Source organism: Mesorhizobium sp. M0106 (assembly GCF_040322715.1).
GTDB lineage: Bacteria > Pseudomonadota > Alphaproteobacteria > Rhizobiales > Rhizobiaceae > Mesorhizobium.
Genome location: NZ_JAMYUA010000002.1, coordinates 108,956 through 129,140, shown reverse-complemented (window position 1 = coordinate 129,140; position 20,185 = coordinate 108,956). Strand labels below are relative to the sequence as shown.

At 64.9% G+C, this 20,185-nt stretch carries 17 protein-coding genes; 7 read left to right on the top strand and 10 right to left on the bottom strand.

The window, feature by feature from the left end:
- Nucleotides 1-10 precede the first annotated feature (10 nt).
- Complete coding sequence (locus tag NKJ55_RS02375; RefSeq protein WP_352448510.1) at nucleotides 11-2,809, bottom strand: [protein-PII] uridylyltransferase; 2,799 nt, start codon at nucleotides 2,807-2,809, stop codon at nucleotides 11-13.
- Between the two features lie 227 nt (nucleotides 2,810-3,036).
- On the opposite strand from NKJ55_RS02375, the gene NKJ55_RS02370 reads away from it, so the two are divergent.
- From NKJ55_RS02370 to NKJ55_RS02360, 3 genes are all read left to right on the top strand, one after another.
- Nucleotides 3,037-5,541: a heavy metal translocating P-type ATPase gene (locus NKJ55_RS02370; RefSeq protein ID WP_352448509.1), complete on the top strand. Its 2,505-nt coding sequence runs from the start codon at nucleotides 3,037-3,039 to the stop codon at nucleotides 5,539-5,541.
- 43 nt (nucleotides 5,542-5,584) lie between these two features.
- Complete coding sequence (gene copM / locus NKJ55_RS02365; protein ID WP_023676379.1) at nucleotides 5,585-5,971, top strand: CopM family metallochaperone; 387 nt, start codon at nucleotides 5,585-5,587, stop codon at nucleotides 5,969-5,971.
- Nucleotides 5,972-6,080: 109 nt separating this feature from the next.
- Nucleotides 6,081-6,926, top strand: a complete 846-nt coding sequence (locus NKJ55_RS02360; RefSeq protein ID WP_352448508.1) for an aldo/keto reductase — start codon at nucleotides 6,081-6,083, stop codon at nucleotides 6,924-6,926.
- A gap of 75 nt (nucleotides 6,927-7,001) precedes the next feature.
- Here NKJ55_RS02360 and mutS read toward each other — a convergent pair whose 3' ends face one another.
- On the bottom strand, nucleotides 7,002-9,650 hold the full coding sequence (gene mutS / locus NKJ55_RS02355; RefSeq protein ID WP_352448677.1) for a DNA mismatch repair protein MutS: 2,649 nt from the start codon (nucleotides 9,648-9,650) through the stop codon (nucleotides 7,002-7,004).
- Nucleotides 9,651-9,853: 203 nt separating this feature from the next.
- On the opposite strand from mutS, the gene NKJ55_RS02350 reads away from it, so the two are divergent.
- Nucleotides 9,854-12,133 (top strand): NADP-dependent malic enzyme, encoded by a 2,280-nt coding sequence (locus NKJ55_RS02350; protein ID WP_352448507.1) that lies wholly within the window; start codon nucleotides 9,854-9,856, stop codon nucleotides 12,131-12,133.
- A gap of 184 nt (nucleotides 12,134-12,317) precedes the next feature.
- Here the strand turns inward: NKJ55_RS02350 and NKJ55_RS02345 are convergent, their stop codons facing one another.
- Nucleotides 12,318-13,310 (bottom strand): adenosine kinase, encoded by a 993-nt coding sequence (locus NKJ55_RS02345; RefSeq protein ID WP_352448506.1) that lies wholly within the window; start codon nucleotides 13,308-13,310, stop codon nucleotides 12,318-12,320.
- 215 nt (nucleotides 13,311-13,525) lie between these two features.
- On the opposite strand from NKJ55_RS02345, the gene NKJ55_RS02340 reads away from it, so the two are divergent.
- On the top strand, nucleotides 13,526-14,221 hold the full coding sequence (locus NKJ55_RS02340; RefSeq protein ID WP_352448505.1) for a sulfate transporter family protein: 696 nt from the start codon (nucleotides 13,526-13,528) through the stop codon (nucleotides 14,219-14,221).
- Here NKJ55_RS02340 and NKJ55_RS02335 read toward each other — a convergent pair.
- The 4 genes from NKJ55_RS02335 to NKJ55_RS02320 all read right to left on the bottom strand — a co-directional run bounded on the left by NKJ55_RS02335 (nucleotide 14,218) and on the right by NKJ55_RS02320 (nucleotide 17,455).
- Entirely contained in the window at nucleotides 14,218-15,216 is a 999-nt protein-coding gene (locus tag NKJ55_RS02335) for a proline racemase family protein (RefSeq protein ID WP_352448504.1), read from the bottom strand. The two genes, NKJ55_RS02340 and NKJ55_RS02335, sit on opposite strands and share 4 nt — an antisense overlap.
- Nucleotides 15,217-15,230: 14 nt before the next feature.
- Nucleotides 15,231-16,034, bottom strand: a complete 804-nt coding sequence (locus tag NKJ55_RS02330) for an isocitrate lyase/PEP mutase family protein (RefSeq protein ID WP_352448503.1) — start codon at nucleotides 16,032-16,034, stop codon at nucleotides 15,231-15,233.
- Between the two features lie 77 nt (nucleotides 16,035-16,111).
- Entirely contained in the window at nucleotides 16,112-16,969 is an 858-nt protein-coding gene (locus NKJ55_RS02325) for a hypothetical protein (RefSeq protein ID WP_352448502.1), read from the bottom strand.
- A 75-nt stretch (nucleotides 16,970-17,044) separates the two neighbouring features.
- Nucleotides 17,045-17,455: an SRPBCC family protein gene (locus NKJ55_RS02320; protein WP_352448501.1), complete on the bottom strand. Its 411-nt coding sequence runs from the start codon at nucleotides 17,453-17,455 to the stop codon at nucleotides 17,045-17,047.
- An 80-nt stretch (nucleotides 17,456-17,535) separates the two neighbouring features.
- Between NKJ55_RS02320 and NKJ55_RS02315 the strand changes: the two genes are divergently transcribed.
- Nucleotides 17,536-18,120, top strand: a complete 585-nt coding sequence (locus NKJ55_RS02315; protein WP_352448500.1) for a TetR/AcrR family transcriptional regulator — start codon at nucleotides 17,536-17,538, stop codon at nucleotides 18,118-18,120.
- A gap of 33 nt (nucleotides 18,121-18,153) precedes the next feature.
- Here the strand turns inward: NKJ55_RS02315 and NKJ55_RS02310 are convergent, their stop codons facing one another.
- The 3 genes from NKJ55_RS02310 to NKJ55_RS02300 form a co-directional block, all read right to left on the bottom strand.
- The gene (locus tag NKJ55_RS02310; protein WP_352448499.1) at nucleotides 18,154-18,810 is read right to left on the bottom strand and encodes an HAD family hydrolase; all 657 of its coding nucleotides are present in this window, start codon (nucleotides 18,808-18,810) and stop codon (nucleotides 18,154-18,156) included.
- Complete coding sequence (dut, locus tag NKJ55_RS02305; RefSeq protein ID WP_352448498.1) at nucleotides 18,810-19,295, bottom strand: dUTP diphosphatase; 486 nt, start codon at nucleotides 19,293-19,295, stop codon at nucleotides 18,810-18,812. Before dut ends, NKJ55_RS02310 begins: the two co-directional genes overlap by 1 nt.
- Before the next feature lie 84 nt (nucleotides 19,296-19,379).
- Complete coding sequence (locus tag NKJ55_RS02300; protein WP_352448497.1) at nucleotides 19,380-19,850, bottom strand: Lrp/AsnC family transcriptional regulator; 471 nt, start codon at nucleotides 19,848-19,850, stop codon at nucleotides 19,380-19,382.
- Nucleotides 19,851-19,965: 115 nt separating this feature from the next.
- On the opposite strand from NKJ55_RS02300, the gene NKJ55_RS02295 reads away from it, so the two are divergent.
- The gene (locus tag NKJ55_RS02295; protein WP_352448496.1) at nucleotides 19,966-20,181 is read left to right on the top strand and encodes a DUF6356 family protein; all 216 of its coding nucleotides are present in this window, start codon (nucleotides 19,966-19,968) and stop codon (nucleotides 20,179-20,181) included.
- The last annotated feature ends 4 nt before the right edge of the window (nucleotides 20,182-20,185 follow it).

Below are 20,185 nucleotides of genomic sequence, written 5' to 3'. Positions count from 1 at the left end.
AAGGTAACGGTCACTCGGCGGCCGTTTTGGTCTTGCCGCGCTCGGACGCCGTGCCCTCGAGCACCGCGATCAGCCTGTTGCGGATGGTCGCGGTGCGCGACGGGCTGTCGATCTTCTGGCCGGTGAGATCGGTGACGTAGAACGTGTCGATGACCTTTTCGCCGAAGGTGGTGATGTGGGCCGAGGCGATGTCGAGCGACAGGTCCGACAACATGCCGGTGATCTCCGACAGAAGGCCCGGCCTGTCCAGCCCCTCGACCTCGATCACCGAGAAACGGTTCGACAGGGTGTTGCGGATCTCGGCGCGTGGCGGAATACGGAAAACCTTGGCGCCGCGCCGCGGCTTGGTCCGCTTCTCGATCATTTCGGGCAGCCAGCTCTTGCCCGACAGCACGTCCTCGATCAGCCGGCCGACGCGCTCGGCACGGCGGCGCTCGTCCTCGTCGAGGTCGAACTCCCTCGAGATCAGGATGGTGTCGAGCGCCCGACCATCCGAGGTGGTGAATATCTGCGCGTCGACGATGTTGCCGCCGGCCGCGGCACAGGCGCCGGCAATCACCGAAAGCAGGCGCGGATGGTCCTGCGCCAGCACCGTGATCTCGGTCACCGCCTCGAACTGGTGGGTTTTCACCATGGTGGCGAGCTTCTTGCCGGCGTGATCGGCCTCGCGGATGAATTCGGCATGGCGGAGCTGGTCGGGAAGATCGACCGCCAGCAGATAGTTCTCGTAGTGCTGGCCGACATAACGCTTGCGGGCCTTTTCCGGCCAGTCGGCAAGCGCCTCGGCCAGTTGTTCGCGCGCCGCCGCCGTCCGTTTGGCGCGCGACACCTCCGAAAACCCGCCGGTCAACAAAAGCTCGGTCTCGTAATAGAGCGTACGCAGCAGCTGGCCCTTCCAGCCGTTCCAGACCCCAGGCCCGACGCCGCGGATATCGCAGACGGTAAGCACAAGCAGCATCTTCAGCCGTTCGACCGACTGCACGATGGCGGCAAAATCCTCGATCGTCTTGCGGTCGTTGAGATCGCGGGTCTGCGCCGTCATCGACATGACGAGGTGGTTCTCGACCAGCCAGGCGACCGTTTCGGTGTCGGCCGGCGAGAGCCCCATATGCGGGCAGATGCGCCGGGCGATCCTGGCGCCGGCTTGCGAATGGTCCTCCGGCCTGCCCTTGGCGATGTCGTGCAGCAGCACGGCGACATAGAGCGCCTCGCGGCTCTTCTTCAGCCCCGGCATCAGCGAGTGGGCGAGTGGATGGATCTTTTCCCCGTCGCCGCGCTCGATCTCCGCCAGCACCCCGATGCAGCGGATGAGGTGCTCGTCCACCGTGTAGTGGTGGTACATCGAGAACTGCATCATGGCGACGATCTTGCCGAAATCCGGGATCAGCTTTGCCAGCAGTCCGGCCTCGTTCATGCGCCGCAGATTGAGCTCGGCATTGCGGTCCGAGGTCAAGATGTCGAGGAACAGCCGGTTGGCCTCCTCGTCGCGCCTGAGCGCCTTGCCGACGAGGCCGAGCGAACGGGTCAACAGCTTCAGCGCATCGGGGTGGAATTCAAGGCCATGCTTGTCGGCAAACCAGAACAGCCTGAGCAGGTTAACCGGATCGCGCTCGAACACCTCGTCGTCGGCAATGTTGATGCGGTGGTTGTCGACGATGAAATCGGCCGTGCCGGCGAGCTTGCGCTTGCGGCGCGAAAAGGTGAGGAAGATGCGGTTGAAGCCCGGCACATGCTTGGCCTGCTCTTCTTCCAGCGCGGCGCAGAAAATGCGGGTCAGGTCGCCGACATCCTTGGCGACGAGGAAGTAGTGCTTCATGAAGCGTTCGACCGCCGACAGGCCGGGATGGGTGGTGTAGCCCAGCCGCTCGGCAATGTCGCGCTGGATGTCGAAATGCAGCCGCTCCTCGGCCTTGCCGGTGAGGAAATGCATGTGGCAGCGCACCGCCCATAGGAAATCCTCGGCCTTCTGGAATTCCCTGTATTCGGCGTCGGTAAAGACGCCCTTGTCGACCAGTTCCTCGCCGGTGCGCACGCGGTAGAAATATTTGGCGATCCAGAACAGCGTCTGCAGGTCGCGCAGGCCGCCCTTGCCGTCCTTGACGTTGGGCTCGACCAGATAGCGGCTCTCGCCGGCCTTGGCGTGGCGCTCGTCGCGTTCGGCGAGCTTGGCCTGGACATATTCGGGGCCGGTGGTGCGCACCACCTCGTGGTCGAAGCGCTGCAAAAGCTCGTCATAGAGCTTTTGCTCGCCCCACAGGAAGCGCGCCTCCAGGATCGAGGTGCGGATGGTGATGTCGGTGCGCGACAGCCTGAGGCACTCGTCGATGTTGCGGGTGGCATGGCCGACCTTCAGCCCGAGGTCCCACAGCATGTAGAGCATGTATTCGACGATCTGCTCGCCCCATGGCGTCTGCTTGTAGGGCAGCAGGAACAGCAGGTCGATGTCGGACCCGGGCGCCAGCGTGCCACGGCCATAGCCGCCGACGGCCACGACCGCCATGCGCTCGGCCGATGACGGGTTTTTGACGCGATAGACATGGGTGGCGGCGAAGTCGTAGAGCGCGCGGATGATCTCATCCATCAGATGCGACAGCCGGGCGGCGCAGGCGGTACCGCTGCCATCGTCCATCAGCATGCGTTCGGCGACCGTGCGGCCGTCGGCTAGTCGGCTTTTGAGAAGCTTGAGAACGCCGCTGCGCGCGGCCTTGCCGGAGCCGTCGCCTGCCGTGGCCGCGGTCAGTTCGGTCATCTCGCGGCGCAAGGCTTCGCCGTCGATCAGTTCCTCGAGCTTCAGGGATATTCTTGCCATAAATGCCGTTCGGCCTCGCCGTTTCGGCGGCGTCTATAGCGCGTTTTCGCGGCGCTGGGTATGGGGCGGACGGACGCGTTCTCCGCAGCCGTGGAACGGGACGATCGTCTCATGCCCGCGGCCGGTGCAGTTTGGGCCTGGCCACGAAAAATCGAAATCAGCCCTTGACCTTCCAGTTACTGGAAGCACTACCTCCGCCGCAACATCGAAATACAGGGGCTTTCGGCATGACGCATTCCGATCACCATCATCACACCCATGGCAGCTGCTGCTCGGCAAAAGGCGCCTCCTCTGCTGCGGACGCCGTCGTCCGCGATCCGGTCTGCGGCATGACCGTCGATCCGGCTGCCGGCAAGCCGACGGCCGAGCATGACGGCCATCGCTATCATTTCTGCAGCGAGAGCTGCCGCGCGAAATTCGTCGCCGAGCCGGGAAAATACCTGACCGCAACCGATCCCGTCTGCGGCATGAGCGTCGATCGCGCCACGGCCAAGCACTTTTTGCGGCACGAGGGCCGGGGCTTCTATTTCTGCTCGGCCGCTTGCCAGGCGAAGTTCGAAGCCGAGCCGGCAAAATATCTCGGCGACAGGCCGGCGCCGCAGCCGATGCCCAAGGGCACGCAATACACCTGCCCGATGCATCCCGAAATCATCCGCGACAAGCCCGGCTCCTGCCCGATCTGCGGCATGGCGCTGGAGCCGATGGGCGTGCCGACCGGCGACGCGGGGCCTAACCCGGAACTGGTCGACTTCACCAGGCGCTTTTGGGTGAGCGCGGTGCTGTCCGTGCCGTTGCTGCTCATCGCCATGGCGCCGATGCTCGGCCTGACGTTTCAGGCCATTATCGACGAGCGGGCGAAGGTCTGGCTGGAGCTGGCGCTGGCCAGCCCGGTGGTGCTGTGGGCGGCATTCCCGTTCTTCCACCGCGGCTGGGACTCGGTCCTCAACCGCAGCCCCAATATGTGGACGCTGATTTCGCTCGGCGTCGGTGCCGCCTATCTCTACAGCGTCGTCGCCACGCTGTTTCCAGGCCTCTTTCCGCACCAGTTCCGCGGCCATGACGGCACCGTGCCGGTCTATTTCGAGGCGGCGGCGGTGATCGTCGCGCTGGTGTTCCTTGGCCAGGTGCTGGAATTGCGCGCCCGCGAGAAAACCGGCTCGGCGATCCGCGCGCTGCTCGACCTGGCGCCGAAGACGGCGCGGCTGATCGGCGCGGACGGTTCCGAAAACGACGTGCCGCTCGATACGGTCAAGGCCGGCGACCGCTTGCGCATCCGCCCAGGCGACGCCGTGCCGGTCGACGGCACTGTGCTCGAAGGACGCTCTTCCATCGATGAATCGATGATCACAGGCGAGCCGCTGCCGGTCGAGAAGACCGAAGGCGACAACCTCACCGGCGGCACGCTCAACAAGAATGGTTCGCTGATCATGCGCGCCGAAAAGATCGGCGCCGAGACGACGCTGGCGCGCATCGTCGAGCTGGTCGCCAAGGCGCAGCGTTCACGCGCGCCAATCCAGGGATTGGCCGACCGCGTCTCGTTCTACTTCGTCCCGGCCGTCGTGCTGGTCGCGATCATAGCGTTTGTCGCCTGGGCGATCGTCGGACCGGAACCCAGCCTGGTCTTTGCCATAGTCTCGGCGGTCTCGGTGCTGATCATCGCCTGCCCCTGTGCGCTCGGCCTTGCCACGCCAATGTCGATCATGACCGCCACCGGGCGCGGCGCGCATGCCGGCGTGCTGATCAAGGAAGCGGCGGCGCTCGAGCGCTTTGCCTCGGTCGATACGCTGATCGTCGACAAGACGGGAACGCTGACCGAAGGCCGGCCGCGACTGACCGACGTCGTCGGCGTCGAGGGTATGCCGCAGGACGAGCTGCTGGCGCTCGCCGCCGGGCTGGAAAAAGGCTCGGAGCATTCGCTGGCCGAGGCGATCGTCGACGGCGCCCGCGAACGCGGGGTGAATATCCCGGACGCCGGCGGTTTCGAGGCCGTCACCGGCAAGGGTGTTTCCGGCACGGTTTCGGGGCAGAAGGTGGCGCTCGGCAATGCCGCGATGATGGCCGATCTCGGCATCGACACGGCGGCGGTCCTGGCCAGCGCCGAGGCGCTGCAGGCCGACGGCAAGACCGCGATGTTCGTTGCTGTCGGCAACCGGCTCGCCGGCCTCGTCGCCGTTGCCGACCCGATCAAGGCGACCACCGCCGAGGCGATCAAGGCGCTGCATGACAGCGGGCTGAAGATCGTCATGGCGACCGGCGACAACGAGCGCACCGCCAAGGCCATCGCCGCCAAGCTCGGCATCGACGCGGTGCGTGCCGGGCTCTTGCCCGAACAGAAGAACGCGCTGGTCGAGGAATTGCGCGCCGGCGGTGCCGGCGTTGCCATGGCCGGCGACGGGGTAAACGATGCGCCCGCACTGGCCGCCGCCGATGTCGGCATCGCCATGGGCACAGGCGCCGATGTTGCGGTCGAAAGTGCGGGAATTACGCTGGTCAAGGGCGATCTCAACGGCATCGTCAGGGCGAGGACGCTGGCCCGCGCGACGATCCGCAACATCCGCCAGAACCTGTTTTTTGCTTTCCTCTACAATGTGCTCGGCGTGCCGGTTGCTGCCGGCGTGCTTTATCCGCTCACCGGCACGCTGCTGTCGCCGATGATCGCGGCGGCGGCGATGAGCCTGTCTTCGGTTTCGGTGATCGCCAACGCATTGCGGCTCAGGACGTTGAAACTCTGAGTAAACATTCCAGATAGACCCTGTTCAAAAAAGGAGACGATGAATGACCTTGGCCAAGAAGATCGTGCTGCTGATGATGGCGGCGGGAATGCTGCTTGCCGTTTTCCTCGAAAGTGTTCCGGCACAAGCCGAGGAGATGAAGCACGACATGGGCGCAATGGGCGCGCAGAGCCCCTCGACCGAGGGCTACAAGGCGGCGATGGACAAGATGCATACCGACATGATGGCAATCGAATATTCCGGCAATGCCGATGTCGATTTCGCCCGCGGCATGATCCCGCATCACCAGGCTGCCATCGACATGGCCAAGGTCGAGCTCGCCAATGGCAAGGACCCGGAAATCCGCAAGCTGGCGGAAGCAGTGATCGCCGCGCAGCAAGCCGAGATCAAGCAGATGCAGGACTGGCTCGCTGCCCATCCGGTGAAGTAGGCGTCACGCTGTCGGGGAATCCGGGCGAGAGGCTTCACCTGGATTTCTGCTTCACCTGGATTTCCCTTGGCGGCTATGGTGCTATCCGGGCCTCGGACTGGAGCATGCCATGCCATCGACGATAAGAACGACCACCCTGCCCTGCGGCGAAGCCGTGCCGGTGCTCGGCCAGGGCACCTGGAAGATGGGCGAGGACGGCCGCCGCCGTGGCGACGAGGCCAATGCCCTGATGCTCGGGCTGGATCTCGGCATGACGCTGATCGACACCGCCGAAATGTATGCCAGCGGCGGCGCCGAGGAGGTGGTGGCGGAGGCCATCGCCGGGCGCCGCGACGAGGTCTTCCTGGTCTCCAAGGTGCTGCCGTCCAATGCCTCACGCGCCGGCGTGAAACGGGCCTGCGAGAACAGCCTGAGGCATCTCGCCACCGACCGCATCGATCTTTATCTGCTGCATTGGCCGGGCAGCGTGCCTTTGATGGAAACGGTAGAGGCGTTCGAAGCGTTGAAGGCAGCCGGCAAGATCCGCCATTGGGGCGTCAGCAATTTCGATACCGGCGAGATGGAGGAGCTGGTCCGATTGCCGGCCGGCGGCAATGTCCAGACCAACCAGGTGCTCTACAATCTGTCGCAGCGCGGCGTCGAGTTCGACCTCGCCCCGTGGAGCCGGCAACGCGGCATGCCGCTGATGGCCTATTCGCCGGTCGATCAGGGGGTATTGGCGCGCAATGCCAGGTTAGATGCCATCGCCGCTCGCCACGATGCGACTCCGGCGCAGATCGCGCTTGCCTGGGTGATGGCGCAGGACGGCATCATTGCCATTCCGAAGGCCAGCCGCCCGGAGCATATCCGGCAGAATGTCGCGGCGTTGGACATCGCGCTCACGAGCGAAGATTTCGCCGAAATTGATCGCGCTTTTCCGCCGCCGAGGCGGAAGTCGGGCCTGGCGATGATTTGAGGGGTGGGGCGGAAGGCAAGCCAAAGCAGCGTTCCGTCACAGAGGGGGGTGCCGTAGAGCGCTATCGGACGAGCACTACTTCCCAGCCATCCCCTTCAGCCGGTACAGCGCCTCCAGCGCTTCCCTTGGCGTCATCTCGTCGGGATTGATCTCCGCTAGCGCCGCGCCCAGCCCGTCACTCTTCGCCGGCTTCGACGCTTCCCGCTTCGCCGCCACGGAAAACAGCGGCAGGTCGTCGACCAGACGGTTGGCCTTGCCCGAGACCTCGCCTGCTTCAAGCTGGTGCAGCACTTCCTTGGCCCGGCCGACGACCGCTTCCGGCAGGCCGGCCAGCCGCGCTACCTGGACGCCGTAGGAACGGTCGGCCGCACCCTTGCCGACCTCGTGCAGGAAGACCACGTCGCCCTCCCATTCCTTGACCCGCATGGTGACGTTGGAGAGCCGCGGCAGTTTTCCGGCCAGCGCCGTCATTTCGTGGAAATGCGTGGCGAAGATCGCCCGGCAGCGGTTTTTCTCGTGCAAATATTCGACCGCCGCCCAGGCGATCGACAGGCCGTCGAAGGTGGCGGTGCCGCGGCCGATCTCGTCGAGGATGACCAGTGCGCGTTCGCCTGCCTGGTTGAGGATCGCCGCCGTCTCGACCATCTCGACCATGAAGGTGGAGCGGCCGCGCGCCAGATCGTCGGAGGCGCCGACCCGCGAAAACAGCCGGTCGACGACGCCGATATGGGCTGATGCCGCCGGCACGAAGGAGCCGGTCTGGGCGAGGATGGCGATCAGCGCGTTTTGCCTGAGGAAGGTCGATTTGCCGCCCATATTGGGGCCGGTCAGCAGCCAGATCGCGCCGGCCTTAGCATCGCCTTGCGGCGACAGATCGCAATCATTGGCGACGAACGGGCCTTCGCCGGAACGCCGCAGCGCCTGTTCGACCACCGGATGACGTCCACCCGAAATCTCGAAGGCAAGGCTCGCATCGACCAGCGGCCGGCACCAGGCCTCGCTCTCGGAAAGCAAGGCAAGTGCGGCCGAAACGTCGAGCACGGCGAGCGCTTCGGCGCCGGCGCGGATCGTGTCGGCCTGGCCGACGACTTCCGCCGTCAGCGCCTCGAAAGCGGCAAGCTCGATCGCCAGCGCCCGGTCGGCGGCATTGGCGATCTTCGATTCCAGCTCGGCGAGCTCCGTGGTGGTGAAGCGCATGGCGTTGGCCATGGTCTGGCGATGGATGAAGCGCGCCTTGGCGCCGTCGCTGCCGGTCATCAGCGCATGGTGGTTTGCGGTGACCTCGATATAATAGCCGAGCACATTGTTGTGCCTGATCTTCAGCGAGCGGATGCCGGTCTCGTCGATCAGCGAACGCTCCAGCCCGGCGATCACTTTTCGCGACTCGTCGCGCAGTGCCCGCATCTCGTCGAGTTCGGCGTGGTAGCCGCCGCGGACAAAGCCGCCGTCGCGCTTCAGCAGAGGCAGCTCGTCGCTGAGCGCCTGCGTCAGATGCGCCGCCAGTTCACTGGGCAGTGCCTTGATGGCTCCCAACGCCGCGGTCAGTTCGCCCGGCAAGGCGGTTTGGCCGAACAGTTCGGCGACGGCGCCGGCCGCTTCGAAACCAGCGCGCAGCGCGCCGAGGTCGCGCGGGCCGCCGCGGTTGAGCGCCAGCCTGGACAGGGCGCGCGGCATGTCGGCAACGCTCTTCAGGCTTGCCCGCACCGCCTGGCAGAGGCGCGTTTCGGAGCGGAAGAACGACACCGAGTCCAGCCTTGCAGCGATTGCCGCCGGGTCGGTCAGCGGCGCCATCAAGCGGTCGGCGAGCAGCCTTGCGCCGCCACCGGTCACCGTGCGGTCGATCGCCTTGAACAGCGACCCGTCGCGGCTGCCGGACAGCGTGCGCAGCAGCTCCAGATTGGCGCGCGTCGCCGGGTCGATGAACAGCGTCGAACCCTGCTCCTCGCGCTGCGGCCGCGACAGCGGCGGCCGCTCGGCCTTCTGCGTCTTTTCGACATAGGCGATGACACCTGAGATCGCCGACAGTTCGGCGCGCGAAAATGTGCCGAAACTATCCGGCGTTGCCACCTCGAAGAAGCGGGCGATGCGGCCGGCGGCCGAAGCCGAATCGAACAGCGACGGCGGCTGCGGGCTGGCGACGCGGCCGAGCACGTCGAAGACCGGTTTCAGCTCCGGGTCGTAAAACACCGGTTCGGCGACGATCAGCTCGCGCGGATCGACGCGGAAGACATCGGCGAGCAGCCGGTCGGCGGTTGTCTCGGCGACGCGGAAGACACCGGTCGAGATCTCGATCCAGGCTAAGGCAAAAGCGTGCTCTGCCCCGCCCTTGACCCGTCCCAGCGCCATCAGGAAACTCGATTCCGACGGCGCCAGCAATTTGTCTTCGGTGATGGTGCCGGGTGTCACCAGCCGCACCACGTCACGGCGCACCACCGATTTGCCGCCGCGCTTCTTCGCCTCGGCCGGATCCTCGATCTGCTCGCAGACGGCGACGCGGAACCCCTGGCCGATCAGCTTCTGCAGATAATCGTCGGCGGCATGCACCGGCACGCCGCACATCGGGATGTCGAGCCCCTGATGCTTGCCGCGCTTGGTCAGCACGATGCCGAGCGCCCGGCTTGCCTTCTCGGCATCGTCGAAGAACAGCTCGTAGAAATCGCCCATGCGGTAGAACAGCAGCGAATCCGGGTTCGCCGCCTTGATCTCGATATACTGCTCCATCATCGGCGTCGCCGGCGCGAAGGCCGGCGTGGCGTTGTCGCTTCGAATGGGCGTCTCGTCGTTCAAGAAGCTGCTTCCAAAATTTTGCAAGCCATGCTTGGCGGTTTACAGCGGCGAAGTGTAGCCTTAATCCCGAACCTTCCACAAAAGAAAGCATGCGCACCCATCTCAAGCGGTGCCGTACGGGCGAGGAAACCAAAAGTACCATGGCCAAGAAAACCGAAAGCAACGGGCCCTCCGTCAGCGCCCAGGAGGCATTGGAATTCCATGCCATGGGCCGCCCCGGCAAGCTGGAGATCGTCGCCACAAAACCAATGGCGACGCAGCGCGATCTCAGCCTTGCCTATTCGCCGGGCGTCGCCGTGCCGGTTCTCGCCATCGCCGAGGACCCGAGCCGCGCCTTCGACTATACGGTTCGCGGCAACATGGTCGCGGTCATCTCCAACGGCACCGCCATCCTCGGCCTCGGCAATCTCGGCGCGCTTGCTTCGAAGCCGGTGATGGAAGGCAAGGCGGTGCTGTTCAAGCGCTTCGCCGATGTCGATTCCATCGATCTCGAGGTCGACACCGAGGATGCCGACGAATTCATCAACTGCGTGCGTTTCCTTGGACCCTCCTTCGGCGGCATCAACCTCGAGGATATCAAGGCACCGGAATGCTTCATCATCGAGCAGCGGCTGCGCGAGCTGATGGATATCCCGGTCTTCCATGACGACCAGCACGGCACCGCCATCATCTCGGCTGCCGGCCTGATCAACGCGCTGGAAATCACCGGCCGCGACATGAAGACCACGAAAATGGTCTGCAACGGCGCCGGCGCTGCCGGCATCGCCTGCATCGAATTGATGAAGGCGATGGGCTTTGCGCCCGAAAATATCATCCTCTGCGACACCAAGGGCGTCGTCTTCCAGGGCCGCACCGAAGGCATGAACCAGTGGAAATCGGCGCATGCCGTGAAAACCGGCGCGCGCTCGCTGGCCGAGGCGCTGGACGGCGCCGACGTGTTCCTCGGCCTCTCGGCCAAAGGCACGCTGACCACCAAAATGGTGCAGTCGATGGCCAAGAACCCGATCATCTTCGCCATGGCCAATCCCGACCCCGAGATCACGCCTGAGGAGGTCGCCGAGATCCGCACCGACGCCATCATGGCGACGGGACGGTCCGACTATCCCAACCAGGTCAACAACGTGCTTGGCTTCCCCTACATCTTCCGCGGCGCGCTCGATGTGCGGGCGACCACCATCAACGACGACATGAAGATCGCCGCGGCCAAAGCGCTCGCCGAACTGGCGCGCCAGGACGTGCCCGACGACGTCGCCGCCGCCTATCAGGGCATGCGGCCGAAATTCGGCCCCAACTACATCATCCCGGTGCCGTTCGATCCGCGCCTGATCTCGGCCATCCCGATTGCGGTGGCCAAAGCGGCGATGGACTCCGGCGTCGCGCGCAAGCCGATCCTCGATCTCGACCGCTACGCGCAGGAGCTTTCCGCGCGCCGCGACCCGATCGCCTCGACGCTGCAGCGCATCTACGACCGGGTGCGCCGCCAGCCCAAGCGCATCGTCTTTGCCGAGGGCGAGGAGGAGCAGGTGATGCGCGCCGCCGTCTCCTATGTGAACCAGCGGCTCGGCACCGCCATCCTGCTCGGCCGCGACGACATCATCAAGGAAAACGCCAGGAACGCCGGCATCGATCTCGGCAAGCAAGGCATCGAGATCATCAATGCGCGGCTGTCGCGGCGCAACTCGGTCTACACCGACTATCTCTACGAGCGCATGCAGCGCAAAGGCTTTCTGTTCCGCGACTGCCAGCGGCTGATCAACAACGACCGCAACCATTTCGCCGCCTGCATGGTGGCGCTGGGCGATGCCGACGGCATTGTCACCGGCGTTACCCGTAACTATTCGACGGCGCTCGACGACATCCGCCGCGTCATTGACGCAAGGCCTGGCCATTGCGTCATCGGCGTGTCGATCGTGCTGGCGCGCGGTCGCACCGTCCTCGTTGCCGACACCGCGGTGCATGACATGCCGGATGCCGTCGAGATCGCCGACATCGCCGAGGAGGCCGCCGGTTTCGCCCGCCGCATGGGCTACGAGCCGAGGCTCGCCATGCTCGCCTATTCAACCTTCGGCCATCCGCAGGGCGAGCGCTCCGAGCGCGTCCAGGAAGCGGTGCGCATCCTCGACAAGCGCCGCGTCGATTTCGAGTATGACGGCGAGATGGCCGCCGACGTGGCGCTCAACGCCCGCGCCATGGCGCAGTACCCGTTCATCAGGCTGACCGGCCCGGCCAATGTGCTGATCATGCCGGCCTTCCACTCGGCCTCGATCTCGACCAAGATGCTGCAGGAGCTCGGCGGCTCGACCGTCATCGGCCCGCTGCTGGTCGGCCTGAACAAGCCGGTTCAGATCGTCTCGCTCAATGCCAAGGATTCGGACATCGTCAACATGGCAGCGATTGCGGCGTATAGCGCGGGAGCTTGACGAGCGGGGGCAGCAGCAGCGCCTCTCCCTTCTCCCCCTGGGGGAGAAGGTGGCCGAGCGAAGCTCGGTCGGATGAGGGGTGTTCCAGCTTGGCACCGGCAGCACTCCGTCCAGCACCCCTCAACCGTCTCGGCGCTGCGCGCCGATCCACCTTCTCCCACAGGGGGAGAAGGAAGAGGTGCCGCTACAGCAGCCCCGCCTGCTCGGCCTCTCTGCGCAAATTCTGGCGTGGCCTTGGGCCGATCTGCTGGATGACCAGCCCGGCCGCTAGCGAGCCGAGATCGCCGCACTGCTTCAGGCTGCGGCCTTGCGTGTAGCCGTAGAGGAAGCCGGCGGCGTAGAGGTCGCCGGCGCCGGTGGTGTCGACCAGCTCGCGGATCCTGGTCGCATTGATGGTCACGGTCTCGTCGCCGCGCACGATCACCGAGCCCTTTTCCGAGCGGGTGACGGCGGCGATCTTGCAATCCTTGCGGATCTGGGCCAGCGCCTCGTCGAACGACGCGGTCTGGTAGAGCGACTTGATCTCGTGGCTGTTGGCAAAGACGATGTCGACGGTGCCGGAGCGCATGAGATCGAGGAACTCGTCGCGGTAGCGGTCGACGCAGAACGAGTCCGACAATGTCATCGACACTTCGCGCCCGGCGGCATGGGCGAGCTTCGCCGTCTGCCGGATCGCCTCCTTGGCGCGCGGCGGGTCCCACAGATAGCCCTCGAAATAAGTGACGGCGGCGCCCGACGCCTTGTCGGCCTCGACGTCCTCCGGGCCGAGCTCGACGCAAGCGCCGAGATAGGTGTTCATCGAGCGCTCGCCGTCGGGCGTGACGAAGATCATCGAGCGCGCTGTCGGAGGTTCGCCGTTAAGCGGCCTGGTGTCGAAGGCGACGCCCTGGGCATGGATGTCATGCGCGTAGATTTCGCCGAGCGCGTCGTTGGAGACCTTGCCGAAGAAAGCGGCGCGGCCGCCGAAGGAGGCGACGCCCGCCGCCGTGTTGCCGGCGCTGCCGCCCGAGGCTTCGATGGCCGGGCCCATGCGGCTGTAGAGCAGTTCGGCGCGCCTCGTGTCGATCAAATTCATCGCGCCCTTGATGATGCCGTTCGTCTCCAGGAACGCCTCGTCGCACTGGGCGATGATGTCGACGATGGCATTCCCGATACAAAGCACGTCATAGTCCGGCATCAATTCATGTCTCCGCCAAAAACCCACCGGCTTTCTGCCACGCCGGGCGCGGGCGGGTCTAGCGGTTTGATGCGGCTTTGCCTAGGCCGCGAGTTATAAATCCGGGCAGAACGCAGATGCTTCGTATCGCGCGGTTTGCGCTTGTCTCGCGACCTGTCTCCGCCTATCCCGAAATATCGCCCATGGGCCTCGTTTGACATGGAATTGGAAACGCCGTGATCCTCGACGCCGCCCGCGCCGCCTTGAGCCGGCTGTTCTCGCCCGAATTCCGTTCCGTGTTCCTGAAGACGCTGGCGCTGACCTTGCTGGCGCTGGCGGCGCTTTGGTTCGGGATCAAGAGCCTGTTCGAATGGCTGGCCTGGCCGTGGATCGATGGATGGCTGCCCGCCCTACCCTCCTGGGCCGGATGGCTGGGCGCCGTCGTCGCCGGCATCGGCCTTGCGCTGGGCTTGGCGCTGCTCATCGCGCCGGTGACGGCGATCATCGCCGGCCTGTTCCTCGACGACGTCGCCGAAGTGGTCGAGCGCACGGATTATCCAAACGACCCGCCCGGCCGCGCCGTGCCGGCGTTGCGCTCGCTGGTGCTGGCGATCCGGTTCTTCGGCGTCGTCATCCTCGGCAATATCGTCGCCCTGCTGCTGCTCCTGGTGCCGGGCATCAACATTGCCGCCTTCTTCGTCGTCAACGGCTATCTGCTCGGGCGCGAATTCTTCGAGTTCGCCGCCATGCGCTTTCGCCCGGAGGCCGAGGCCAAGGCGTTGCGCAGAAAGCACTCCATCGCCGTGTTCCTGGCCGGGCTGGTGGTCGCCGCTTTCCTCGCCGTGCCGCTGCTCAACCTTCTGACGCCGCTGTTCGCCGCCGCCATGATGGTGCATCTGCACAAGGCGATCTCGGCACGGGAAGGGAGCTAGCGCAGCAGAAAGCCGCGCCCCAGTTCATCATCGTCCTCGACGATGAATTCGGCCCGCCCTGAGTAATAGGCGCGGCCGCCGACGCGGGCGATGATCGCGTCATGCGGCCCGGCTGTGGCCGTGCGTACGACGGCGCCGGAAAAGCGCGAGCCGGCGATGCTCTCGAACAGCCGCGTTCGGCCAATCTCGATCTGGCCCTTGGCGTGCATGGCCGCCAGCCGCGCGGTGACGCCGGAGCCGGTCGGCGAACGGTCGACCTCGGCCTCGGCGAAAACGCAGATGTTTTTGGTCGGCGTATCGGAGAACGCATCCTGTCCGTCGGTCAGGATGGTACCGTAGAGAAAGGCGAGATCGGCGTGGTCGGGATGCAACAGCGGCAATTCGGCCTTCAGCTTATCAGTCAGCGCGGTCGCTGCATCGACGAAATCGCGGACGCGGTTCCTGCCGAATTCCAGCCCGAACTGGCGGCATTCGGCCAGCGCATAGAAGGCGCCGCCATAGGCGACGTCGAAGCCGACCGGACCATAGCCCGGCAGCTCGATCCGCTGGTCGCCGGCAAACAGAAACGCCGGCACGCTTTCGAAGGACACCGCACCGGCTTTGCCGTCCCTCACCTCGACCGCAGCCGAAATCAGCCCGCATGGCGCTTCGATGTTGACCGTCGTCAGCGGCTCGCGTGGCGCCACCAGCCGTTCGTCGACCGCGTAGCGGCCGAGCGCGACGATGGCGTGGCCGCACATCGTCGAATAGCCCTCATTGTGCATGAACAGCACCGCGAGGTCGGCGCCCGGCAGGTCGGGCTCCACCAGCAGCGCGCCATACATGTCGTAATGGCCGCGCGGCTCGAACATCAGGATCTTTCTGAGATGATCGAGATAGTCGCGCACATAGGCACGCTTTTCGAGGATCGTGCCCTTGGGAATGTCGGGGTAGCCGCCGGTGACGATCCGCAGCGGCTCGCCGCCGGTGTGCATGTCGACGACGGTGAGCGTCATTCGCCGGGCCCGACCTAGGCTGAAGATTTGGCAAACAGCGCCTGCAGCTTGCCGAACGGCATGGCGGCGCGGATGAAGCCGAACGTGCCATCCTGCTGGATCTCGCGCGCCGCGGTCTCCAGCATGCCGAAGGCGAAATTGGTCAGCCATGGGCCGAGCGAGACGCGCTTTACCCCCGCCATGGCCAGGTCGGCGATGGTGAAGCCGGGCCTGGCCATGACGTTGACCGGCTTGGTCAGCGCCGAGCAGACGGTTCGCACCATCTCGATGTCGCCCAGCCCCGGTGCATAGAGCACGTCGGCGCCGGCCTTCTCGAAGGCCTGCAGCCGCTTGATCGTGTCGTCGAGATCGGGCTTGCCCCACAGGAAATTCTCGGCCCGCGCGGTGAAGACGAAATCGCGTTTCAGTGCCCGTGCCGCTTCCGCCGCCGCCGCGACGCGATCGACGGCATGCGAAAAATCATAGATCGGCTTGGCGGGCTCGCCGGTATGGTCCTCGATCGAGCAGCCGGCGAGGCCAGCCGCCTCGGCGGCGAAGATGGTCTCGCCGGCACTTGTCGCGCTGTCGCCCTTGCCCTTTTCGAGGTCGGCCGAAACCGGCAGCCCGGTCGCCGCTGACACTTCACGGCAATGATGGATCATCGCCTCGAACGTCACCGCGCCGTCGGGCAGGCCGCGCGAAAAGGCAAAGCCGGCGCTGGTCGTGGCCAGCGCCTTGAAGCCGAATGAGGCCAAGAGCTTGGTCGTGCCAACGTCCCAGGAATTGGCCATGACGAAGATCGAGGCATGCAGGTCGCGAAAAATCTTGCCCTTGTCCATGGATGCTCCCCTCCAGTGCAGAATGTGAGGCAAATTCTAGCCCGGCGGAACGCGCCGGGCAAACAAATGCGGTTGGCTCAGAAGCGTTTGGCGTTCTCATCCGCCAATCGGTCCAGCGCATCGGAATCCTTGACGTAGCGCGAAGCGATTTTGTCCCAATGATAGGTGACGGAAATGTCGCGCGAAGACGCCTCTGGCGGCGGCTGGCCGTCGCAGCTTTCATCGCCCGGCACTGTCGCGTCGGTCACCGTGACCTTGATGGCTGCATAGGGCTGGCTGTCGGCAATCGCCTGGAAGGCCACATTCTGCGTCCTTCGGTTGGTGCAGAGGTTTTCGTCGAACGTATAGATCATGTCGATCAGCTCGAACCTGTCGTTGCGGACCATGACCAGCGGCGTGATCACATAGCCCTGGCTCGAATTGAAATGCGTGCTCGTGGTGATGATGACGTCATCGCCGGGCCCGATCGACAGCTTGCCCGGATCGCGAAAGTAGGTGCTGCGGTCGACGGCAACATTGACCGCGTCGAGCAAGGCCGGCTTGCCGGTGATGTCGTAGAGTGCCAGCACTGCATAACCCTCGGCGCTGTCAGGCGAGTCGCCGAGGTCGAGCAGCATCGCCAGCCGGTCCTTGGCGCCGGCCTTGATGTCGAGCACGTCGCCGCTGGAAAGACCCGACGTCGCCGGCGGCGAGCCGTCGTAGTCCGGTCCAGCGATGTGGCGCATCTCGATCGGAATGGAACCCCGGAAAAAGCCGTCCTTGTCCGCCGCCAGATCGGGAATGACCATCCTGGCGAGATCGAGATAGGTGAGATCGCCGTGGCCGGGGACGGCGCTACCGAGCTCCGGGAAGCTGACGGCCTCCGCGCTGGCCGTCGTCCAAAGACAAGGCAGCAGCAGGCAGGCAAAGATGAAACGAAGCAGGGAGAAGGTCATGCGCGCGCTCGTTATGTCGGGCGCGCGCAAGCTAGAGCATTTTGCGACCAAGAGGAAACCCCTGGCGTTGCCTCACTATGTTGGCTTGGCTTGGCTCGCCAGGGTCTGCCGGAAAACCGGCACCAGCTGATCCATGGCGGCTGCGAGCCACGCGCCGAGTTCGTCGGGCAGAGTGTCGTGGATCCAGACCAGGCGGCTCCGGCCCTCGCCCTCGGCAAAGACCTGCATGGAGGTGTTATCGTGGGTGACCTCATCGCCGAGCCATCCCCATACGATCCGCCGGCTCTGCTCGTCGCGGGCGATGAGCCGCTCTCGCACGATCTTGCCGTCGGCGAAAGTAAGGGCCCGCACGTCGCCCTCATCCACCCGGCAGTCGACGAAAACGCCTGGGGCTATCCGTTGGGCGCCGCCGGCGAAGTCGCCCACCGTCGCCCATACGCTTTCCGGTGAAGCATCTACGATGATTTCCCTGACTATCGAAGCCATGTTCGTTTTTCCTCCGCTAGTAGGTAGACCTGTCTGTCTACAATGTGGATATATACAGACCTGTCTGCTATAGTCAAGGCATGTCCACAGCCCGAATCAACGATCGTCCCGAAAGCCTTGCGCGCCGCCGCGTCGTCGATACGGCGACCGCGCTGTTTTCTCTGGAGGGGGTCCGTGCCGTCGGCATCGACCGCATCATCGCCGAGGCCGGCGTTGCGAAGGCGACGTTCTATCATCACTTCGCGGCCAAGGACGATCTCGTCCGCGCCTACATCGAGGAGCTCAGCAAGGGAGGACGGGCGGCAATCGCGAGCCTTGGCCGGCGGCCACCTCGCCAGATGATCCTTGCCATATTCGATCTCATCGCCGACGCGGCGGATCAGCCGGGCTACCGCGGCTGCCCGTTCCAGAATGCCGCGGCCGAATACCCCGACCCGAGGAGCCCGGTTCGCCAGGCAATCGATAAGCATCGTCACTGGAAGTGGGGCATCCTAAGGGATCTGCTGATCGCTGACGCAAATCGCGATCCGGACCGCACCGCGGACGCGCTAACGGTGGCGGCCGACGGCCTGCTTGTCGTCAGTCATCTCGACAGGCCGGCCAATCTGCGCAGTCTCATGTGCGACACGGTCGACCGAGTACTTGGAGCGCCGCGCCCGGTCTGAGATCGGGCGCGCATGCAGCCTGCGCAAAGGCGATCAGTGGATCGGCACCAGCCCGGCCAGTTTACGCATGTCGTCGAACAGGATGCCGCCGGCTTCGATCAGCCCGTCGCGGTCGGAAAGCGGGTCGCCGTGGTAGGAATAGACGCGCATGCCGGCGGCGATGCCGGCTGCCGTGCCGGCGACGCTGTCCTCGATGACGATGCAGTCGGCGGGCGCGAAGCCCATCGTCGCTGCCGCATGCAGGAAGAGGTCGGGGAACGGCTTGCCACGCGAGACCATGGTCGAGCTGAACAGCGCATGCTCGAATAGCGGCAGCAGCCCGGTCTGGCCGAGCGTGATGTGCATTTTGGACACCCGTGCCGACGACGCGACACAGGTGGCGATGCCGGCGGCGTGCACGGTTTCGATGAACTCGCGAACGTAGGGGATGGCCTCGACGCCATGCGCGAACAGGTCCGGCAGGCCGGCGTTCCAGCGCTCGACGAAATCGGCGCCGAGGCTGACGCCGGTAACCTCGACTTCCTTCTGCACCGAGACCATGCTGCGGCCGGAGAAATTCTTGCGGCAATATTCGAAGCTGGCCGGAAAGCCGGCCGCGGTCAGCCATTCGGCGAGGCGCCGATTGGCCAGGTTCTCGGTGTCGACCAGAACCCCGTCGCAATCGAAGATGACGAGCTTGGGTATTTTCATCAGGCCGTGCCGGTCGATCCGAAGCCGCCCGAGCCGCGCGCCGTACCGCCAGCCAATGTGCGCTCCTCGACGGTCGCCTGCGTCACCGGGGCGAAGACGATCTGGGCGATCCGCATGCCGCGCGTCACCGCGAAATCCTCGTCGCCGAGATTGATCAGCAGCACCTTGACCTCGCCGCGATAGTCGCTGTCGATGGTGCCCGGCGTGTTGAGGCAGGTGAGCCCGTGCTTGAAGGCGAGGCCGGAACGCGGCCGGACCTGGCCTTCGACGCCCTCCGGAATTTCCAGGACCAGCCCGGTCGGCACCAGCGCGCGCTTTCCCGGCAGGATCAAAAGCGGCCTGTCGTCCGGGACGGCGGCGCGCAGGTCCATGCCGGCGGCGCCCGAGCTCTCATAGGCAGGAAGCGGCAATCCCTCGCCATGCGGCAGCCTGACGAAGCCGACAGCCGGACCGATGACGGAGGTGGGATAAAGTGCTGCGCGCATGAGGCTGATCCTATCGTCGCGAACGCCGGTTCAGTCAACTCGGCGGCAATGCTATCAACGGCTTTCTTTCAGCACAGTTCCGCTTCAGCGCAGTTCCATCGGAACGACCGTGGTCTCCTTGATCTCCTCCATGACGAAGGAGGCCGAAACGTCCGACAGTGCCACCTTGGCGATCAGCCGTTGATAGAGCCGGTCATAGGCCTTCACATCGGCGACGCGGGCGCGCAGGACATAGTCGAGATCGCCGGACATGCGGTAAGCGCCGGTGATCTCGGCAAAGCCAGTCACCGCCGCTCGGAATCTTTGCAGCCAGTCCGGATCGTGGTTGGAGGTGCGGATCAGGATGAACACCGAAAGGCCGAGCCCAAGCTTGTCGGCGTCGACCAGCGCCACCCGGCCGGTGATGACGCCGTCTTCCTCCAGCCGCTTGACCCGGCGCCAGCAGGCATTGCGCGACAGCGATATTCTTGCCGAGAGCTGGTCGACGGACAGCGTGCCGTCGCGTTGCAGCTCGGCCAGCAATCTCCGGTCTATTTCGTCGATTTCCTGCGCCATGTGGGATGTTTGTCCCAAAATTCAGCCTTTCACAAGGACAATTTGAGACCGATGAACCGAACACCAGTGCCAGTATACTCATCGCCGGCTCTTCATGCCGGCAGGAGGGATTGACATGACCGCACGGCTCGCAAGACTTTTCACCTCTCACCCGGCCGCGGTCGGCGAGAGCTATTTCGGCCATGTGGCTTTCGCCGCATGGTTCTCGTCGCGATTGTTCATGGCGGCCTTTGCCGCGCTCATTCATGCTTTCTTGCCGTTTCTGTTCGAGACCACGGCAAGCGGCATCATCCGTGAGCTCTATGAGCGGACGCATAACAGAGGACGGTAAGCCG